Source organism: Bradyrhizobium sp. (assembly GCF_016213215.1).
GTDB lineage: Bacteria > Pseudomonadota > Alphaproteobacteria > Rhizobiales > Xanthobacteraceae > Bradyrhizobium.
Genome location: NZ_JACRAW010000027.1, coordinates 1 through 15257, shown reverse-complemented (window position 1 = coordinate 15257; position 15257 = coordinate 1). Strand labels below are relative to the sequence as shown.

General features: G+C 64.5%; 18 protein-coding genes. 6 read left to right on the top strand and 12 right to left on the bottom strand.

Translation table 11 applies throughout. The features are described from left to right. Window positions 1–86: 86 nt before the first annotated feature. Together HY852_RS06805 and HY852_RS06800 are read right to left on the bottom strand one after the other, a co-directional pair. Window positions 87–482, bottom strand: coding sequence for a hypothetical protein (locus HY852_RS06805; protein ID WP_291603631.1), 396 nt, complete (start codon window positions 480–482; stop codon window positions 87–89). 103 nt (window positions 483–585) lie between these two features. Next, window positions 586–861 (bottom strand): metal-sensitive transcriptional regulator, encoded by a 276-nt coding sequence (locus HY852_RS06800; protein ID WP_291603630.1) that lies wholly within the window; start codon window positions 859–861, stop codon window positions 586–588. 50 nt (window positions 862–911) lie between these two features. On the opposite strand from HY852_RS06800, the gene HY852_RS06795 reads away from it, so the two are divergent. From HY852_RS06795 to HY852_RS06780, 4 genes are all read left to right on the top strand, one after another. Continuing rightward, complete coding sequence (locus HY852_RS06795; protein ID WP_291603629.1) at window positions 912–3602, top strand: heavy metal translocating P-type ATPase; 2691 nt, start codon at window positions 912–914, stop codon at window positions 3600–3602. 57 nt (window positions 3603–3659) lie between these two features. Further along, window positions 3660–4109, top strand: a complete 450-nt coding sequence (gene nikR, locus HY852_RS06790; protein WP_291603628.1) for a nickel-responsive transcriptional regulator NikR — start codon at window positions 3660–3662, stop codon at window positions 4107–4109. A 217-nt stretch (window positions 4110–4326) separates the two neighbouring features. Next, the gene (locus HY852_RS06785) at window positions 4327–4755 is read left to right on the top strand and encodes a hypothetical protein (protein WP_291603627.1); all 429 of its coding nucleotides are present in this window, start codon (window positions 4327–4329) and stop codon (window positions 4753–4755) included. 642 nt (window positions 4756–5397) lie between these two features. Beyond that, window positions 5398–6150 (top strand): sulfate transporter family protein, encoded by a 753-nt coding sequence (locus HY852_RS06780; RefSeq protein ID WP_291603626.1) that lies wholly within the window; start codon window positions 5398–5400, stop codon window positions 6148–6150. A gap of 122 nt (window positions 6151–6272) precedes the next feature. Here HY852_RS06780 and nth read toward each other — a convergent pair whose 3' ends face one another. Then, complete coding sequence (nth, locus tag HY852_RS06775) at window positions 6273–7058, bottom strand: endonuclease III (RefSeq protein ID WP_291603675.1); 786 nt, start codon at window positions 7056–7058, stop codon at window positions 6273–6275. A gap of 22 nt (window positions 7059–7080) precedes the next feature. Here nth and HY852_RS06770 point away from each other — a divergent pair, with 22 nt between their 5' ends. Together HY852_RS06770 and HY852_RS06765 are read left to right on the top strand one after the other, a co-directional pair. Beyond that, window positions 7081–7602, top strand: a complete 522-nt coding sequence (locus HY852_RS06770) for a DUF2244 domain-containing protein (RefSeq protein WP_291603625.1) — start codon at window positions 7081–7083, stop codon at window positions 7600–7602. A gap of 53 nt (window positions 7603–7655) precedes the next feature. After that, complete coding sequence (locus HY852_RS06765) at window positions 7656–8552, top strand: bifunctional helix-turn-helix domain-containing protein/methylated-DNA--[protein]-cysteine S-methyltransferase (RefSeq protein WP_291603624.1); 897 nt, start codon at window positions 7656–7658, stop codon at window positions 8550–8552. Between the two features lie 22 nt (window positions 8553–8574). On the opposite strand, the gene HY852_RS06760 is transcribed toward HY852_RS06765, so the two are convergent. The 9 genes from HY852_RS06760 to HY852_RS06720 form a co-directional block, all read right to left on the bottom strand. After that, the gene (locus HY852_RS06760; RefSeq protein ID WP_291603623.1) at window positions 8575–9102 is read right to left on the bottom strand and encodes a GNAT family N-acetyltransferase; all 528 of its coding nucleotides are present in this window, start codon (window positions 9100–9102) and stop codon (window positions 8575–8577) included. After that, the gene (locus HY852_RS06755; protein WP_291603622.1) at window positions 9099–9722 is read right to left on the bottom strand and encodes a 2,3-bisphosphoglycerate-dependent phosphoglycerate mutase; all 624 of its coding nucleotides are present in this window, start codon (window positions 9720–9722) and stop codon (window positions 9099–9101) included. Before HY852_RS06755 ends, HY852_RS06760 begins: the two co-directional genes overlap by 4 nt. Window positions 9723–9754: 32 nt before the next feature. Beyond that, window positions 9755–10570 carry a 4-hydroxy-tetrahydrodipicolinate reductase gene (gene dapB / locus HY852_RS06750; RefSeq protein WP_291603621.1) on the bottom strand — a complete coding sequence of 272 codons (816 nt, stop codon included), beginning with the start codon at window positions 10568–10570 and terminating at the stop codon, window positions 9755–9757. 163 nt (window positions 10571–10733) lie between these two features. Next, a complete protein-coding gene (locus tag HY852_RS06745) occupies window positions 10734–11036 on the bottom strand; it encodes a DUF1330 domain-containing protein (protein ID WP_291603620.1) in 303 nt (100 codons plus the stop codon). 21 nt (window positions 11037–11057) lie between these two features. After that, the gene (gene pyrF, locus HY852_RS06740; protein WP_291603619.1) at window positions 11058–11768 is read right to left on the bottom strand and encodes an orotidine-5'-phosphate decarboxylase; all 711 of its coding nucleotides are present in this window, start codon (window positions 11766–11768) and stop codon (window positions 11058–11060) included. A 6-nt stretch (window positions 11769–11774) separates the two neighbouring features. Further along, a complete protein-coding gene (locus tag HY852_RS06735) occupies window positions 11775–12353 on the bottom strand; it encodes an NADPH-dependent FMN reductase (protein WP_291603618.1) in 579 nt (192 codons plus the stop codon). A gap of 60 nt (window positions 12354–12413) precedes the next feature. Then, window positions 12414–13013, bottom strand: coding sequence for an rRNA adenine N-6-methyltransferase family protein (locus HY852_RS06730; RefSeq protein ID WP_291603617.1), 600 nt, complete (start codon window positions 13011–13013; stop codon window positions 12414–12416). Window positions 13014–13104: 91 nt separating this feature from the next. Then, the gene (gene dnaJ, locus HY852_RS06725) at window positions 13105–14235 is read right to left on the bottom strand and encodes a molecular chaperone DnaJ (RefSeq protein WP_291603616.1); all 1131 of its coding nucleotides are present in this window, start codon (window positions 14233–14235) and stop codon (window positions 13105–13107) included. A gap of 242 nt (window positions 14236–14477) precedes the next feature. Further along, the coding region (locus HY852_RS06720; RefSeq protein WP_291603614.1) for an Hsp70 family protein at window positions 14478–15257 on the bottom strand (780 nt) is incomplete at its 5' end.

Below are 15257 nucleotides of genomic sequence, written 5' to 3'. Positions count from 1 at the left end.
CTCGGATGTCATGGTCCTGCCGCCAGGCGGCATACGTCGATCCGCGCGAACGGGCGCGCGGCCGCAAGCGGCGTCATCGACGCCGCTCAGACCAGGACTCGAGGCGGGTGTTCGGGAGGCGGCCGCCCCAGGCCGACAAGGCGGGCGTCGTCACGCAAGAGCGGCAGCGTGGCGGAGATGATCGGAAGATACTCGAACTTCGCAGCGGACAGGCCTGCCGTGCAGGCCGACATGCAGCCGGCCATGAATACGCATTGGTCGCAATCGACCACGGCCGGCGCGTTGGACGGGCAGCACGACATGTGGTCGGCCATCGCGCCGTCCATGGCCGACATGGACACGTGGTCGGCCATCTGGCTCGCCATCGTCATGGCCGTTTCCGGCGTGGTGGTTGCCATCACCGCGCGCGCCAACGGCGCCAATACGAGCCCTGCGACCACGAGGATCGCGAGCAGCCGGCGTATGGCGAAGTTGCGTTTCACGCTTCCATCTTCTCACAAAGCAACCGGCGCAAGAAGCATAATAAATCGCAAATTGCGTCCGGGCGGACATTGACCGGCATCAAACTGCATCGGGCGCCGCATGCTAGCGTTCCGACCTGCTGATGACTGCCATCAGTTCCGCGATTTTTTTTCGCTGATCGGCTGTGTTGCCGCTGGCAATCGCATGTTCGACGCAGTGCGCCACATGATCCTTAAGGATCTCTTCCTCCACCCGACGCAAGGCGGCGCGCACGGCGGAGATCTGGGTGACGATATCGATGCAGTAGCGATCCTCGTCGACCATCTTCGAAAGCCCGCGGACCTGCCCTTCGATACGGCCCAGCCGTTTCTGAAGCGAAGCCTTGATGTCCTGTCGCATTCCGCATATATACCCCTACCGGGTATAGGTTTCAAGGCCGGAGAATTTCGATGAGCGAAGCCGATCACAACAAGGCGGGCGATCCGACAAGCCATTCCGGATGCTGTTGTTCCTCGCAGACGGAGCGTCAGGCGATCACCAAGCCGGCGGAAACAGCAAGCTGCTGTGGCGGGCATGACGCTGAGCCGGCCAAAAAAGTCATTGATCCCGTATGCGGCATGACGGTTGATCCGGCGACCTCGAAGCATCGCTTCGACTATCAAGGCGTGACCTATCATTTCTGCTGCGCCGGCTGCCGCAGCAAATTTGCCGCCGACCCCGGCAAGTACCTTGAGAAATTGAAGGGACCGGCTCCGGTCGTCGAGAATGCCGCGAAGGCTTCAAGCTGCTGCGGCGGGCACGGCGCCCACGCCGGACAAGCTCATCACGCTCACGGCGAGGTGACTGGAAAAGTGCTCGACCCAGTCTGCGGCATGACGGTTGACCCGGCAACCTCGAAGCATCGCTTCGATTATCAAGGCAAGACCTACCACTTCTGCTCGGCCGGCTGCCGCACCAAATTCGCGGCCGATCCCGGCAAGTATCTCGACAAGTCGAGGGCTGAGGAAAAGCCGGCCGACGTGCCGGCGGACGCAATCTACACCTGCCCGATGCATCCGGAGATTCGCCAGGTGGGTCCCGGATCGTGCCCGATCTGCGGCATGGCGCTGGAGCCCGAGGTGGTGAGCCTGGAGACTGCGCCCAATCCTGAGCTGATCGATATGACGCGCCGTTTCTGGATCGGCGCGCTGCTTTCGGTTCCGCTGGTGGTGCTGGAAATGGGAGGACATCTCGCCGGTCCGCACAATTGGGTGAACCCAGCCCTGTCGAACTGGATCCAGCTGGCATTCGCGACTCCGGTCGTGCTGTGGGCGGGCTGGCCGTTCTTCGTCCGCGGCTGGCAATCGGTGCTGACCCGCAACCTCAACATGTTCACGCTGATCGCGATGGGCACGGGCGTCGCCTATCTCTACAGCCTCGTCGGCACCGTCGCGCCGCAGGTTTTCCCCGCCACCTTCCGCGGCCACGGCGAGGCGGTCGCGGTCTATTTCGAGGCGGCGGCGGTCATCACCGTGCTGGTGCTGCTCGGCCAGGTGCTCGAACTGCGAGCCCGCGAGGCGACCTCGGGCGCGATCAAGGCGCTGCTGCAGCTCGCGCCAAAGACCGCGCGCCGCATCGGCGACGACGGAAGCGAGCACGAGGTCGAGATCGACACGCTCCATGTCGGCGACCGTCTGCGGGTGCGTCCCGGCGAGAAGGTGCCGGTGGACGGCATCATTCTTGAGGGGCGCTCCTCGCTCGATGAGTCGCTGGTGACGGGAGAGTCCATGCCGGTCACCAAGGAGGCGGGAGCCAAGGTTATCGCGGGCACGCTCAACCAATCCGGCGGCTTCGTGATGCGCGCGGAAAAGGTCGGGCGCGACACGCTGCTGTCGCAGATCGTCAAGATGGTCGCGGAGGCGCAGCGCTCGCGCGCGCCGATCCAGCGGCTGGCGGACCAGGTTTCGGGCTGGTTCGTGCCCATGGTCGTTGTCGTCGCCATCATCGCCTTCGCCGCCTGGGCCTGGTTCGGACCGGAGCCGCGGCTGGCGTTCGGTCTGGTGGCTGCCGTCAGCGTGTTGATTATCGCCTGTCCGTGTGCGCTCGGACTCGCGACCCCGATGTCGATCATGGTCGGCGTCGGACGGGGCGCGCAGGCCGGCGTCCTGATCAAGAATGCCGAAGCGCTGGAGCGGATGGAAAGGATCAACACCCTCGTCGTCGACAAGACGGGTACGCTGACCGAGGGCAAGCCGAAGGTGGTTGCGATCGTTCCCGCCGAGGGCTTGGTCGAAGACGAGATCCTGCGACTTGCGGCCAGCGTCGAGCGTGCCAGCGAGCATCCGCTGGCGGACGCCATCGTTCGCGCGGCCAAGGACAAGCAGCTCAACCTTGGACAGGTGGATCAGTTCGATTCCCCGACCGGCAAGGGCGCCACCGGGAAAGTCGACGGCAAGACCATTGTTCTCGGCAATGCCAAATACCTTTCCGCGACCGGTATCGACACGAAGCCGCTCGATGCCGAGGCCGAACGGCTCCGCCAGGACGGCGCGACCGTCATCAACATGGCGATCGACGGGAAGGTGGCAGGGCTGTTCGCGATCGCCGACCCGGTGAAGGCGTCAACGCCGCAGGCGCTGAAGGATCTCGCCGCCGAGGGCGTCAAGGTCATCATGCTGACCGGCGACAACCGCACCACCGCGAGCGCCGTCGCGCGCAAGCTCGGCATTGCCGACGTCGAAGCCGAGGTGCTGCCCGATCAGAAGAGCGCCGTGGTCGCGAAACTCCAGAAGGCGGGCCGCAGCGTTGCGATGGCCGGCGACGGCGTCAATGATGCCCCGGCACTGGCCGCTGCCGAGGTCGGCATCGCCATGGGCACGGGCACCGATGTCGCCATGGAAAGCGCGGGCGTGACCCTGCTCAAGGGCGATCTCACCGGCATCGTCCGCGCCCGGCGGCTGTCCCAGGCGACGATGCGCAACATCCGCCAGAACCTGTTCTTCGCGTTCATCTACAACGCCGCCGGCATCCCGATCGCGGCCGGCATCCTCTATCCGGCGTTCGGTATCCTGCTGTCGCCGATCATTGCAGCGGCGGCGATGGCGCTGTCCTCGGTGAGCGTCGTCGGCAACGCGTTGCGGCTGCGCGCCACGCGCCTGTAAGGTGGAGCAGGCGTGTCGGCAGCCGGCCGATGCGTGTTCTAAAGGACGGGGCGCCCGATGCAGCGGATTACCATCACGATCGAGGACGATTTGCTCGCGGAGATCGATGCCGCGGCCGAAGCGCGCGGATATCAGAATCGCTCCGAAATCATCCGCGATTTGGCGCGCGCAGGGTTGCAGCAGGTCGCGGAGGATTCAGCGCAGACGGGTCAGTGCGTCGCCGGTCTCGTCTATGTCTACGATCACGCCGCCCGCGACCTCTCCAAGCGTCTCGTCCAGGAATTTCATGGCCATCACGACCTCGCGCTGGCGACGCTGCACGTCCATCTCGACGACGACAACTGCATGGAGATGACGGCCTTGAGGGGATCGGCCGATGAGGTGCGTCATTTCGCCGACCACATCATCGCCGAGCGCGGCGTGCGCTACGGGCGGGTCGTGATGATCCCGACCACGTCAGGCAAGCCGGCCAAGGCTGTCCGCAGGCACGTGCACCGGCACGATTAGAACTTGACGAGGTCGGCTTGAGCGGGCGTCCACGGTCCGCGTTCTGCGGTGGGACCGATGGCATCGGTCTCGGCGGAGGTTCCGCTGGCGGAACTCCCGGAGATTACGGCGATTGGCTGGCTGTCAAGCACATAGGCGGCAGGACGCACTCGTACTGTTTCTGGTAATGCTTTTGCATCTGGGGGTCTTTCCAATGCGAATTAGGGAGGATCGACCTATGGGCAGCATCGAACAGCTTCGAACAACCACCGAAGTGAATTTGCTCGAACTTGAACCCAATATTGCAGTTGTCCGTTCAGGTAGCTCCTTGGCTTCAATCGCGCTGCCTGATTACGTCGAGCACCAGGACGGTGTCCCGCGCGTCGGCGCGCTCAGTGCCGAGGCGGTGGTGCGCGACTATGAGTCTGCTGCAAAAGAGATCGAAGCGATGGGAGCCGAGCTGATCGATGCAGCCAAGAAATGCGAGGCAATGACGTCCGAAGTGCACACCGCGATCGCGTACATGCGTGATACCGCGGCGGCATATCGTGAGGAAGCCAGGAAGATTTTCAAACGAATTGAAGAGTGTGCGGTGTTCACGCACGAGGTCCGCAAGACGTGCGAGGAAGTCAAACGCAGGATGGTGGAAGGCGACAACAAGGGCTGAGCCATTCCCGCCACGAGCTTTCCGGAAAGACCCGCTTCCTGATGGCCTGAGTTGTGGCGCGCTGCCGATCCAGATTGGCCTAGCGCAGCCTCAACTTGGCCAATGCGGCATGGTGCATCGCGAGCGCTTCACGAAAGCCAGCCGCAAGACGGCGGTAGTGGGACGCAAGGTGCTCGTATGCCGTTTGGGTCGACCGGTCAGCCGTCAGCCGTGCCAGCATCTCGCATTCAGTCGCGGAGGTCTCATATTGCTCAAGCCGCGTCTGTCGAAGGTCCGTCATCGACCTGCCCATAATCGCCCCCGGCCATTTGTTTCAGGCTGCCCAGTTCTGCCGCGCCGGATCAGCTTGCGCGCAGACTTTGGCTTTTCCACAGCTCTTCGCAGCCATCCACGTTATCCACAGCCTGGAGCTTCGGAAGGCCCGTCCGATGGTCCCGCAGGCTCGCGCTTCCGGCATCGTCAATCCAGCCTGGGTGCTCGGCCTGATTACGGCGCGATGATCATCGTGGTCGTTGCCATGGTCGCCTCCGGCCCGAGCGTGCGCGGCAAGGCGCTGGATACCCGACGCTGGCCAAGACCTTGCCTAAGCCGGCCGGCATATCTACCTCTCGCCGAGTGTTTCTGCCGTGCGAGGTTGCCGCCATGCTCGATGCTGCCGTCAAGGCGCTGTCGCAAATCATTTCGCCGCCGATGCGGTCGATCCTGTGGCGGTCGATCGGGCTGGCGCTGGTCATGATCACGGTGCTGGCGATCGGCCTGCAGCGGCTGCTCACCTGGTTCGCCACTTATGGCCAGGGCTGGGCCGAGGGCCTGCTGGGACCGGATTACCACACGCCGCTGAACGTGCTCGCCTGGATCGTGTCGATCGCCGCCGGGTTCGGCGTGGTGTTAGGCGGCATCATGCTGATGCCGGCGATCACCTCCCTCGTCGCCAGCATCTTCGTCGACGAGGTCGCCGACCATGTCGAGCGCGAACACTATCCTGCCGAACAGCCCGGCGTCGCGCTGCCGCTCGGCGTCGCGCTGCAGGAAGGCATCAAGACGGCGCTGCTTACCATCCTGGTCTATTTCGTGGCGCTGCCCTTCGTTTTCCTCGCCGGCGCAGGATTCCTCGTCTTCTTCATCGCCACGGCGTGGCTGTTGGGACGGGAATATTTCGAGCTCGCGGCGATGCGCTTCCGTTCGCCCGAGGAAGCAAAGGCGATGCGGAAGGACAATGCCACGACGATCTTCATCGCCGGGCTCATCATCGCCGTTATGGTCTCCATCCCGATCGTCAATCTCGCGACACCGCTGTTCGGCATGGCCTTCATGGTTCACATGCACAAGCGCTTGTCCGGCCCGCGGCCCGAGCTGATCGAGCCCAGGCGCAAGAGCGGCGTGCCGGTGGTGTAGTTTCTCCTCATGGTGAGGAGGCGCGGCAGCGCCGTCTCGAACCATGAGGCCCGTGGCCCATCCTTCGAGACGCCGCGCAAGAGCGCGGCTCCTCAGGATTGAGGCAGTGCAAGTTGCTCCAGCTATGCCGTCTTCTGCGGCCACCGGCACAGGTCGTTGAGCAGGCACACCTCGCAGCGCGGCTTGCGCGCGAGGCAGGTGTAGCGGCCGTGCAGGATCAGCCAGTGATGCGCGTGCCGCATGAACTCGGCCGGGATCACCTTCTCCAGGCCAAGCTCGACCTCGAGCGGCGTCTTGCCCGGCGCGAGCCCGGTCCGGTTGGCGACACGGAAAACATGGGTGTCTACCGCGAGCGTGTGCTCGCCAAAGGCGATGTTGAGCACCACATTTGCAGTCTTGCGCCCCGCCCCCGGCAGCGTCTCGATCTCGGCACGCGTCCGCGGCACCTCGCCGTTGAAATCAGAAATCAGCTTCTGCGAGAGCGCGATGACGTTCTTGGCCTTGGTGCGGTAAAGCCCGATGGTCTTGATGTAGTCGCGCAGGCGTTCCTCGCCGAGCGAGAGCATCTTTTGCGGCGTGTCGGCGATCTCAAACAATTCGCGCGTCGCCTTGTTGACTCCGGCATCGGTGGCCTGCGCCGACAGCACCACCGCGACGAGAAGGGTAAAGGGATTGAGATGTTCGAGCTCGCCCTTCGGCTCCGGATTGGCTTTTTGGAAGCGGCTGAATGCCTCGCGAATTTCGGCCGGCGTCCAGGGTTTTGCCGCCTTCAGCGACCGCTTCGGGGCGCGGACGGTCTGAACCGCCGGCTTTGCTGATTTCTTCGCTCCGGGCCGCGTACCGGACTTCGCGCCGCGCGGGGAAGGTATCGGTCTTCTCGAAGCCGGCTTGCGGGTGATTTTCGCCATGATCGGGATATACTGAGCGGCCATGAGCACAGGCAACGACTTTGATCAACAAGCCGCCGAGCCGGAATTGTTTTCCGCGCTGCTGACGCCGCACCGCTCGCTCAGCCGCAACGGCTTTGTCCTGCTGCTGGTTTTCGTGAGCGCGGTCAGCTTCGCCGCCGGCATCGCGTTCATGGTGATGGGCGCCTGGCCGGTGCTCGGCTTTCTTGCGCTCGATGTGCTGGCAATCTGGTGGGCCTTCAGGGTCAATTTCCGCCGCGCCCGGGCGCGTGAAGAGATCCTGGTGACGCCGTCGCACTTGCGCCTGCGCCGGATCAGCCACCGTGGCCATGTCGTCGAATGGGCGCTCAACCCGCTGTGGGTCAAGCTGGACGTGGAGACGCACGAGACATTCGGTGTGGAGCATCTTTACCTGGTCTCGCACGGCCGGCGGATCTCGATCGGCAGCTTTCTCGCTCCCGACGAAAAGGCCAGCTTCGCCAAAGCCTTACTGGCGGCGCTGGCGGCGGCCAGGCGCGGCCCGACGTTCAATCCCGTCGCTTAGGCGCGATCAGAAATCGGGTGGTTTCCGCAACGGCGCTGCCTTACATCCCAAGCATGATGACATTAGCCATCCATGACCAGCGCCTGGCCAAGCCGGGCCCCCAGGACGCCGCGCTGCGTGACTATGACGCGGTGCGCCGGGCGATCGCGTTCATTTCCGAGCACTGGCGCGCGCAGCCGACCATCGAGGCGATGGCCGATGTCGCCTGCGTCACGCCGGACGAACTGCATCATCTGTTCCGCCGCTGGGCCGGCCTGACGCCCAAGGCCTTCATGCAGGCGCTGACGCTCGACCACGCCAAGAGCCTGCTCAGGGATTCCGCCAGCGTGCTCGATGCCGCCCTCGATTCCGGACTGTCGGGACCGGGACGACTGCATGATCTCTTCGTCACGCATGAAGCGATGTCGCCGGGCGAATGGAAGAACGGCGGCGCCGGGCTCACGCTGCGCTACGGCTTGCACGCCTCGCCCTTCGGCACCGCGATCGTGATCGCCACCAGCCGCGGCCTGTCGGGGCTTGCGTTTGCCGATCCCGGCGAAGAGCAGGTCGCGCTCGCGGACATGACGCGACGGTGGCCGAAGGCGACCTATGTCGAAGATCACGAGGGAACGGCACCGCTCGCCCAGCGCATCTTCGACACCAGGCTGTGGCGGCCGGATCAACCGCTGCGCGTGGTCCTGATCGGCACCGATTTCGAGGTGCGGGTGTGGGAGACGCTGCTCAGGATACCGATGGGACGCGCGGTCTGCTATTCCGACATCGCGAGCAGGATCAAGAGCCCGAAGGCATCGCGCGCGGTCGGCGCCGCAGTCGGCAGGAATCCGATCTCTTTCGTGGTGCCGTGCCACCGCGCGCTGGGCAAGGGCGGCGCGCTCACCGGCTACCATTGGGGCCTGACGCGCAAGCGCGCCATGCTCGGCTGGGAGGCGGGGCAACTGGGACTGCAGTAGCCAAAGTGCCGACGCGCAGAAGCTAGCGCAGCCGCTTCCAAAACACCGCCGCGTCGCACAGCCGCCCGTCGGGAAGCAGCGCGTAATCCGGAATGACGCCGCTTTCGGTCCAGCCGGCACTCCTGTAGAGCCGATAGCCGTTGTCGCCCGGCACGGTGTCAAGAACCAGTAGCCAGCGGCCGCGCCGCTTTGCTTCATCCTCGATCGCCGCCATCAATGCCGCACCGACGCCACGACCACGCGCGGCACGGTGCACCAGCATCTTCTTCACGTCCGCGCGATGCGGCTGGTTGGGCGGGGTATCCAGGCCAAGCTGCACCGTTCCGACGATGCGATCGTCAAGCGTTGCCGCCAGCAACACCGTATCGCCGGCAGCGACGGAGCCGGCGACCTTGCGGAAGAATCTGAGACCATCGCCCTTACTGAACGGCGTCATGAAGCTGACGCTGGCACCGCCATCGACGCAATCGACCAGCACGGAGGCGAGCTGATCGATCGCTGCCTCCGAAAGTGGGGCTTCGAGAACAGAGATCTCGAAGCTTGCGCTCACGTCGCCAGATCGAGCTTGGACGCGACGGTAGAGTCGGCGTTGAGCCGGTAGATGATCGGCACGCCGGTGGCGAGCTCGCGCTTGAGAATGCCTTCGGGCGACAGCTTCTCCAGCACCATGATCAGGGCTCGCAGCGAGTTTCCGTGGGCGGCGACCAGCGTGCGCTGGCCACGCAGCACGCAGGGCAGGATCTCCTGCACGTAATAGGGCAGCGCGCGCGCCAGCGTATCCTTCAGGCTCTCGCCGCCGGGCGGCGCCACATCGTAGGAGCGCCGCCAGACATGCACCTGCTCCTCGCCCCACTTCTTGCGGGCGTCGTCCTTGTTCAGCCCAGAGAGGTCACCGTAGTCGCGCTCGTTCAGGGCGAGGTTCCTGGCTGTAGGCAGGCCGGTCTGGCCGAGCTCGGCGAGGATCAGATCGAGCGTGTGCTGTGCGCGCGTGAGCACCGAAGTGAAAGCGACGTCGAAGGTGAGGCCGTTGGCCTTCAGCTTGCGGCCGGCTTCCTTTGCCTCGGCAACCCCCTGCTCGGTCAGATCGGGGTCCTTCCAGCCCGTGAACAGGTTCTTCAGATTCCATTCGCTCTGGCCGTGGCGCACGAGCACGAGAAGACGTTCGCTCATTCCTTACTTTCCGTGAAGTTGGATCAAATCGTTCAGGCGTCGGAAAGGCCGAGCACGTCGGCCATCGAGTAGAAGCCAGGCGCCTTGCCATGCGCCCACAGGGCCGCCTTCAGCGCGCCGTGGGCAAAGAGAATGCGATCCTCGGCGTGGTGCGACAGTGTCAGGCGTTCAAAGGGCCCGGCAAAGATCACGCTGTGATCGCCCGCCGCAGTGCCGCCGCGCAGCGAGGCAAAGCCGATGTCACCGGTGCGGCGCGGCCCGGTGAGACCGTCGCGGCCGCGGGCCGAATGCTGTTCCAGTGAAATACCGCGGCCCGCTGCGGCGGCGTCGCCCAGCATCAAGGCGGTGCCCGAGGGCGCATCGACCTTGGCGCGGTGATGCATCTCGACGATCTCGATATCGAAATTTTCGCCCAGTGCCTGCGCCGCGCGCTTGACCAGCGCCGCCAGCAGATTGACGCCCAGGCTCATATTGCCCGACTTCACCACGACCGCACGGTTGGTGACGCTCCTGATCACGGCCTCGTCGGACGCCGACAGCCCGGTGGTGCCGATGACGTGGACCAGGCCGCGCTCGGCGGCGATCGCGACGTTGGCGATGGTGGCGGCCGGCACGGTGAAATCGAGAATTCCGTCGGCTTCGGCCGACATCGACCACAGATCGGCCGACAGCTGGATGCCGTTGGCCGGCAGTCCGGCCAGCACGCCGGCGTCCTTGCCCAACAGGTGCGAGCCCGGCGCTTCCAGGGCACCCACCAGCACGGCGCCTTCGGTTTCCGCCATCGCACGCGTCAATGCGCGGCCCATCCGGCCGCCCGCCCCCGCAACGATCAAGCGCATGTCGGACATGGTTTTATCCTCTCCGCGCCGTTGTAGCCGGGGGACGATGTTCCGGCAACCGATCGGGACCACACGCATCATTCCCGGGCGCCCGAAGGGCGATCCCGGAATGACACAGCGTCAGAAACGGAGATGACCCGGCCCAGCCCGGCCGTGACGACCGAACCCGAGCTTAGGGCTGCGGGCCATCATAGCCTTCGACGATGATGAGGTCGGCGATGGAATGCGGCTGTCTCACCTTGATGTTCGCCTGGTATTCGGGCGAGTTGTAGCAGGCCAGCGCGGTCTCATAATCGGGAAACTCGATCACGACGTTCCGGGAGCGGCTTTGGCCTTCCACGGCCGTGAACCTGCCGGCGCGCACGACGAAGCGACCACCGAACTTCTTGAAAATGGCCGGGTTGGCCGCCGCGTAGGCCTTGTACCCGTCATCGTTATGAACGTCGACGCGTCCGATCCAGTATCCCTTGGCCATTCATCTCCTCCGTTCTCTTCTTCAATCCAGCGCCTGCGCGATTTCCGCCTGGATGGCCTCGGCCACAGCCTTGGGATCGGCTGCCTCGAGCACCGGGCGACCCACCACCAGGTAATCGGCTCCCGCGGCAATCGCGCGGGCTGGCGTCATGATGCGCTTCTGGTCGCCTGTTGCGGCGCCCGCCGGCCGGATCCCGGGCGTGACCAGATACATCTGGTGACCGACGATCTTGCGAAGCGAGGCCGCTTCCTCCGCCGAGCAGACCAACCCGTCCACGCCGAGCACCTGCGCCTGCTGGGCGCGCGCGGCGACGAGGTCGGACACGCCGAGCCGATAGCCGGCCGCGTGCAGATCGTCATCGTCGTAGGAGGTCAGCACGGTGACGGCGAGGATCTTGAGATTTGAGCCGGCGCGGGCCTCGACTGCCGCCTTCATGGTCTGAGGATAGGCGTGCACGGTGAGGAAGGTGGCTCCTGATCTGGCGATGCTCTCGACGCCGCGCGCCACCGTGTTGCCGATGTCGTGCAGCTTCAGATCGATGAAGACCTTCTTGCCGCGATCCGCGAGTTTGGCGACCAGCGACAGGCCGCCGGCATAAGCGAGCTGATAGCCGATCTTGTAGAAGGCGACGCTGTCGCCGAGCTGCGCGATCATCGCCTCCGCCGATTCGGTGCCGGGCAGGTCGAGCGCGACGATCAGGCGCTCACGCTGGGCGATTTTGGCTGGCTGCATGTCACCTCACATCATGCGTTGGGAAACGTCGATCAATTGCCGCACCAGGCCGCCCAGCGCATCGATATCGGCCTGGAGCTTCAGCCTGTCCATATCGTCATAGGCCTGGTCGGCGAAAGACAGCGCGAGCTGGCTGGCAATCACGTTGGCGTGGCAGGCGGAGAGGATCAGCCGCAGCGCCGCCAAGGCGCGGGCGCCGCCGAGACGACTCTGCGAGGCCGCGGCAATCGCAAACGGACGATCGCGAAATACCTGGTTGCGCGTCTCGTGCGGATCCTGGACGCGGCTGATCCAGTCGATCGCATTCTTCAGAAGCGGCGGCACCGACGCGTTGTATTCCGGCGTGACGATCAATACGCCATGATGGGAGCCGATCATGCGCTTCAGGTTGACCGCGTTCTTCGGTATCCCGGATCTCGCCTGGAGGTCTGCGTCATAGATCGGCAGCGGGAAATCGGCGAGCGAGATGCGCGTCACCTCGACGCCAGCCTGCGCGAATTCGTAAGCCGCGACAGCGGCAAGCCTCACGTTGTGCGAGCCGGTGCGCGTTGATCCGGGAATGACGAGGATTTTCGGCGTAGCCATGAGCTAAAATCGCGTTCGGCGTGACGGGGACCGCCTCGCGAGGAGCGCGAGCAGGAAAGATCAGCTCTTGCGGTAGACCCAGACGCGGGCAGGCGGAAGATTCATCCAGATCCGCTCGGATGCCTCTGTGGACACGCCGGGCAGCGATTTAGGAATCGGCGGGACCACGGCGTAAGTGAACTGCACGAAGGGCTCGCCCGGCGCGAGCAGCGCAAAGGCGTCGCGGATCAGCTTGAGGCGGGTAAGCATCGGCTTGGTGACGAGCGGCAGGCCGGAAACGACGGCGGAGGCACGCGTGCCCAGAACGTTCCAGAGCGTATCACGCAGCCTGTAGGCGTCGCCCTGCACGATCTTGGCCTGCGGATAGCGGTCGCGCAGCAGCGCGCAGAAGGAAGGATTATACTCGACCAGAACCAGCCGCTTCTGGTCGATGCCGCGCTCGACCAAGGCTTGCGTGATCGCACCCGTACCGGGCCCGAGCTCGATTACCGGCGCGTCCGACTCGAGGTCGACATATTGCGCCATGGTGCGGGCGAGAGGCCGTCCCGACGGCATGACGGCGCCGACGTGCAGCGGTTTTTCGATCCATGAACGGAGAAATCGCACCTCATCGTCAAGACGAGGCTTTTTCAACGCACGTACAGACGATTGCAGTGGCATATCACTACCAGACGGGACCGCGTCGGCCGCGGCGTGTCAGAAACTCGTCACAAACACGTATAGGCCGCCGGGGATATGGTCAAGCCGAACGTCAATTCGCGCGAGTGCCGAAGAAATCCTTGACCTTGGCGAAAAAGCCCGCGGACTCCGGCTGGGTCGCGCCGGATGACAGCTTTTCGAATTCCATCAGCAATTCCTGCTGCTTCTTGGTCAGGTTTTGCGGTGTTTCGACGACGACCTGCACATACATGTCGCCCATCTGGCGCGAACGAAGCACCGGCATGCCCTTTGATGCGATGCGGAATCTGCGGCCGGACTGGGTGCCGGCAGGGACCTTCACCTTGGTCTTGGCCTTCTCGATGGTGGGCACCTCGAATTCGCCGCCGAGCGCCGCCGTCACCATCGAAATCGGCACCCTGCAATGCAGGTCGGCGCCATCGCGCTGGAAGAACGCGTGCTGGGCCAGCGAAAGGAAAATATAGAGATCGCCAGGCGGGCCGCCGCGAATACCGGCTTCACCCTCGCCAGCCAGCCGGATGCGAGTACCGTCCTCGACACCTGGCGGGATGTTGACCGACAGCGTGCGCTCGCGCGTCACCCGGCCCGACCCCGAACAGGAAGAACAGGCGTCCTCGATCATCTGGCCGCGACCCTGGCAGCCCGGGCAGGTCCGCTCCAGCGTGAAAAAGCCTTGCGCCTGACGCACTCTTCCCATGCCGCCGCACATCGAGCAGGTCTTCGGCTTGGTGCCTGCCTTGGCGCCGGTACCTGAGCATGACTCGCAGGTGACCGAGACCGGAATCTCGATCTGCGCGGTCTTGCCCTGGAAGGCTTCTTCCAGCGTGATCTCCATGTTGTAGCGCAGGTCGGCGCCACGCTCGCGGCCACCGCGGCCGCGCTGCCCGGCCATGCCGAACAGATCCTCGAAAATGTCGGAGAACGAGGACGCAAAACCCGCACCGAACCCGGCAGCGCCACCGCCGAAGCCGCCCTGCTCGAACGCAGCGTGGCCGTAACGGTCATAGGCGGCCCGCTTATCCTTATCCTTCAGGATCTCGTAGGCCTCGTTGATTTCCTTGAAACGGACTTCGCTGGTCTGATCCCCCGGATTGCGGTCCGGGTGGAATTTCATCGCCAGCTTGCGGAAGGCCGATTTCAGGCTGGAGTCGTCAGCGTCGCGTTCGACTTCGAGGGTTTCGTAATAGCAGCGCTTGGTGGACATGCTGAACTCGGTCTATCCAATCGCGGTTCAAGTCGGAGAGTAACAACGTCGCCTCGCGACGGTACGAGCGCCCTCCCGCCGCGCGGCGGAGGGCTGCAGAGCAGCGTTCAACATGATTGCCGGGAATTGACCGATCGTATCGGGGGAGTGCCCCGTCATGCCCGATACGACCGCCTCCCCCGAGAAGGGAGAGGCTATCGAGGCATGGGTCCAATCCGTCCGCATCGCGACCCTCGCGGGCTCTATGCAGACTTCTTGTTGTTCTTGTCGTCGTCGACTTCGGTGAATTCCGCGTCAACGACGTCGTCCTTTGCAGCATCCTTGGCCGCATCGGCTTCGGCCTGCTGCTTGTACATGGCCTCGCCGAGCTTCATCGAAGCCTGCGCCAGCGTGTTGGTCTTGGCCTTGATCGCCTCGGCATCGTCGCCCTTCAGCGCCTCCTTCAGGTCGCTGACTGCATCCTCGATGGCCCGACGCTCGGTCTCCGCAACCTTCGAACCGTGCTCCGCCAGCGCCTTCTCGGTGGAATGCACCAGCGCGTCGGCATGGTTCTTGGCGTCGACCGCCTCGCGGCGTTTCTTGTCCGCAGCCGCGTTGGCTTCGGCATCCTTGACCATCTTCTCGATATCGGCTTCCGACAGTCCGCCGGACGCCTGGATGCGGATCTGCTGCTCCTTGCCGGTCGCCTTGTCCTTGGCCTGGACGTTGACGATGCCGTTGGCGTCGATATCGAACGTCACCTCGATCTGCGGCATGCCGCGCGGGGCCGGCGGAATGCCCATCAGGTCGAACTGGCCGAGCAGCTTGTTGTCGGCCGCCATCTCGCGCTCACCCTGGAAGACCCGGATGGTGACCGCGTTCTGGTTGTCCTCGGCGGTCGAGAACACCTGGCTCTTCTTGGTCGGGATGGTGGTGTTGCGATCGATGATGCGGGTGAACACGCCACCCAGCGTCTCGATGCCCAGCGACAGCGGAGTCACGTCGAGGAGCAGAACGTCCTTGACGTCGCCCTGCAGCACGCC

Coding starts and splice junctions, on each gene's coding strand:
- HY852_RS06755 (WP_291603622.1), bottom strand. CDS start 9,722: ATGAGCGAACGTCTTCTCGTGCTCGTGCGCCACGGCCAGAGCGAATGG.
- HY852_RS06800 (WP_291603630.1), bottom strand. CDS start 861: ATGCGACAGGACATCAAGGCTTCGCTTCAGAAACGGCTGGGCCGTATC.
- nth (WP_291603675.1), bottom strand. CDS start 7,058: ATGGCGAAAATCACCCGCAAGCCGGCTTCGAGAAGACCGATACCTTCC.
- HY852_RS06730 (WP_291603617.1), bottom strand. CDS start 13,013: ATGCCACTGCAATCGTCTGTACGTGCGTTGAAAAAGCCTCGTCTTGAC.
- dnaJ (WP_291603616.1), bottom strand. CDS start 14,235: ATGTCCACCAAGCGCTGCTATTACGAAACCCTCGAAGTCGAACGCGAC.
- HY852_RS06795 (WP_291603629.1), top strand. CDS start 912: ATGAGCGAAGCCGATCACAACAAGGCGGGCGATCCGACAAGCCATTCC.
- HY852_RS06735 (WP_291603618.1), bottom strand. CDS start 12,353: ATGGCTACGCCGAAAATCCTCGTCATTCCCGGATCAACGCGCACCGGC.
- nikR (WP_291603628.1), top strand. CDS start 3,660: ATGCAGCGGATTACCATCACGATCGAGGACGATTTGCTCGCGGAGATC.
- HY852_RS06770 (WP_291603625.1), top strand. CDS start 7,081: ATGAGCACAGGCAACGACTTTGATCAACAAGCCGCCGAGCCGGAATTG.
- HY852_RS06780 (WP_291603626.1), top strand. CDS start 5,398: ATGCTCGATGCTGCCGTCAAGGCGCTGTCGCAAATCATTTCGCCGCCG.
- pyrF (WP_291603619.1), bottom strand. CDS start 11,768: ATGCAGCCAGCCAAAATCGCCCAGCGTGAGCGCCTGATCGTCGCGCTC.
- dapB (WP_291603621.1), bottom strand. CDS start 10,570: ATGTCCGACATGCGCTTGATCGTTGCGGGGGCGGGCGGCCGGATGGGC.
- HY852_RS06745 (WP_291603620.1), bottom strand. CDS start 11,036: ATGGCCAAGGGATACTGGATCGGACGCGTCGACGTTCATAACGATGAC.
- HY852_RS06765 (WP_291603624.1), top strand. CDS start 7,656: ATGATGACATTAGCCATCCATGACCAGCGCCTGGCCAAGCCGGGCCCC.
- HY852_RS06785 (WP_291603627.1), top strand. CDS start 4,327: ATGGGCAGCATCGAACAGCTTCGAACAACCACCGAAGTGAATTTGCTC.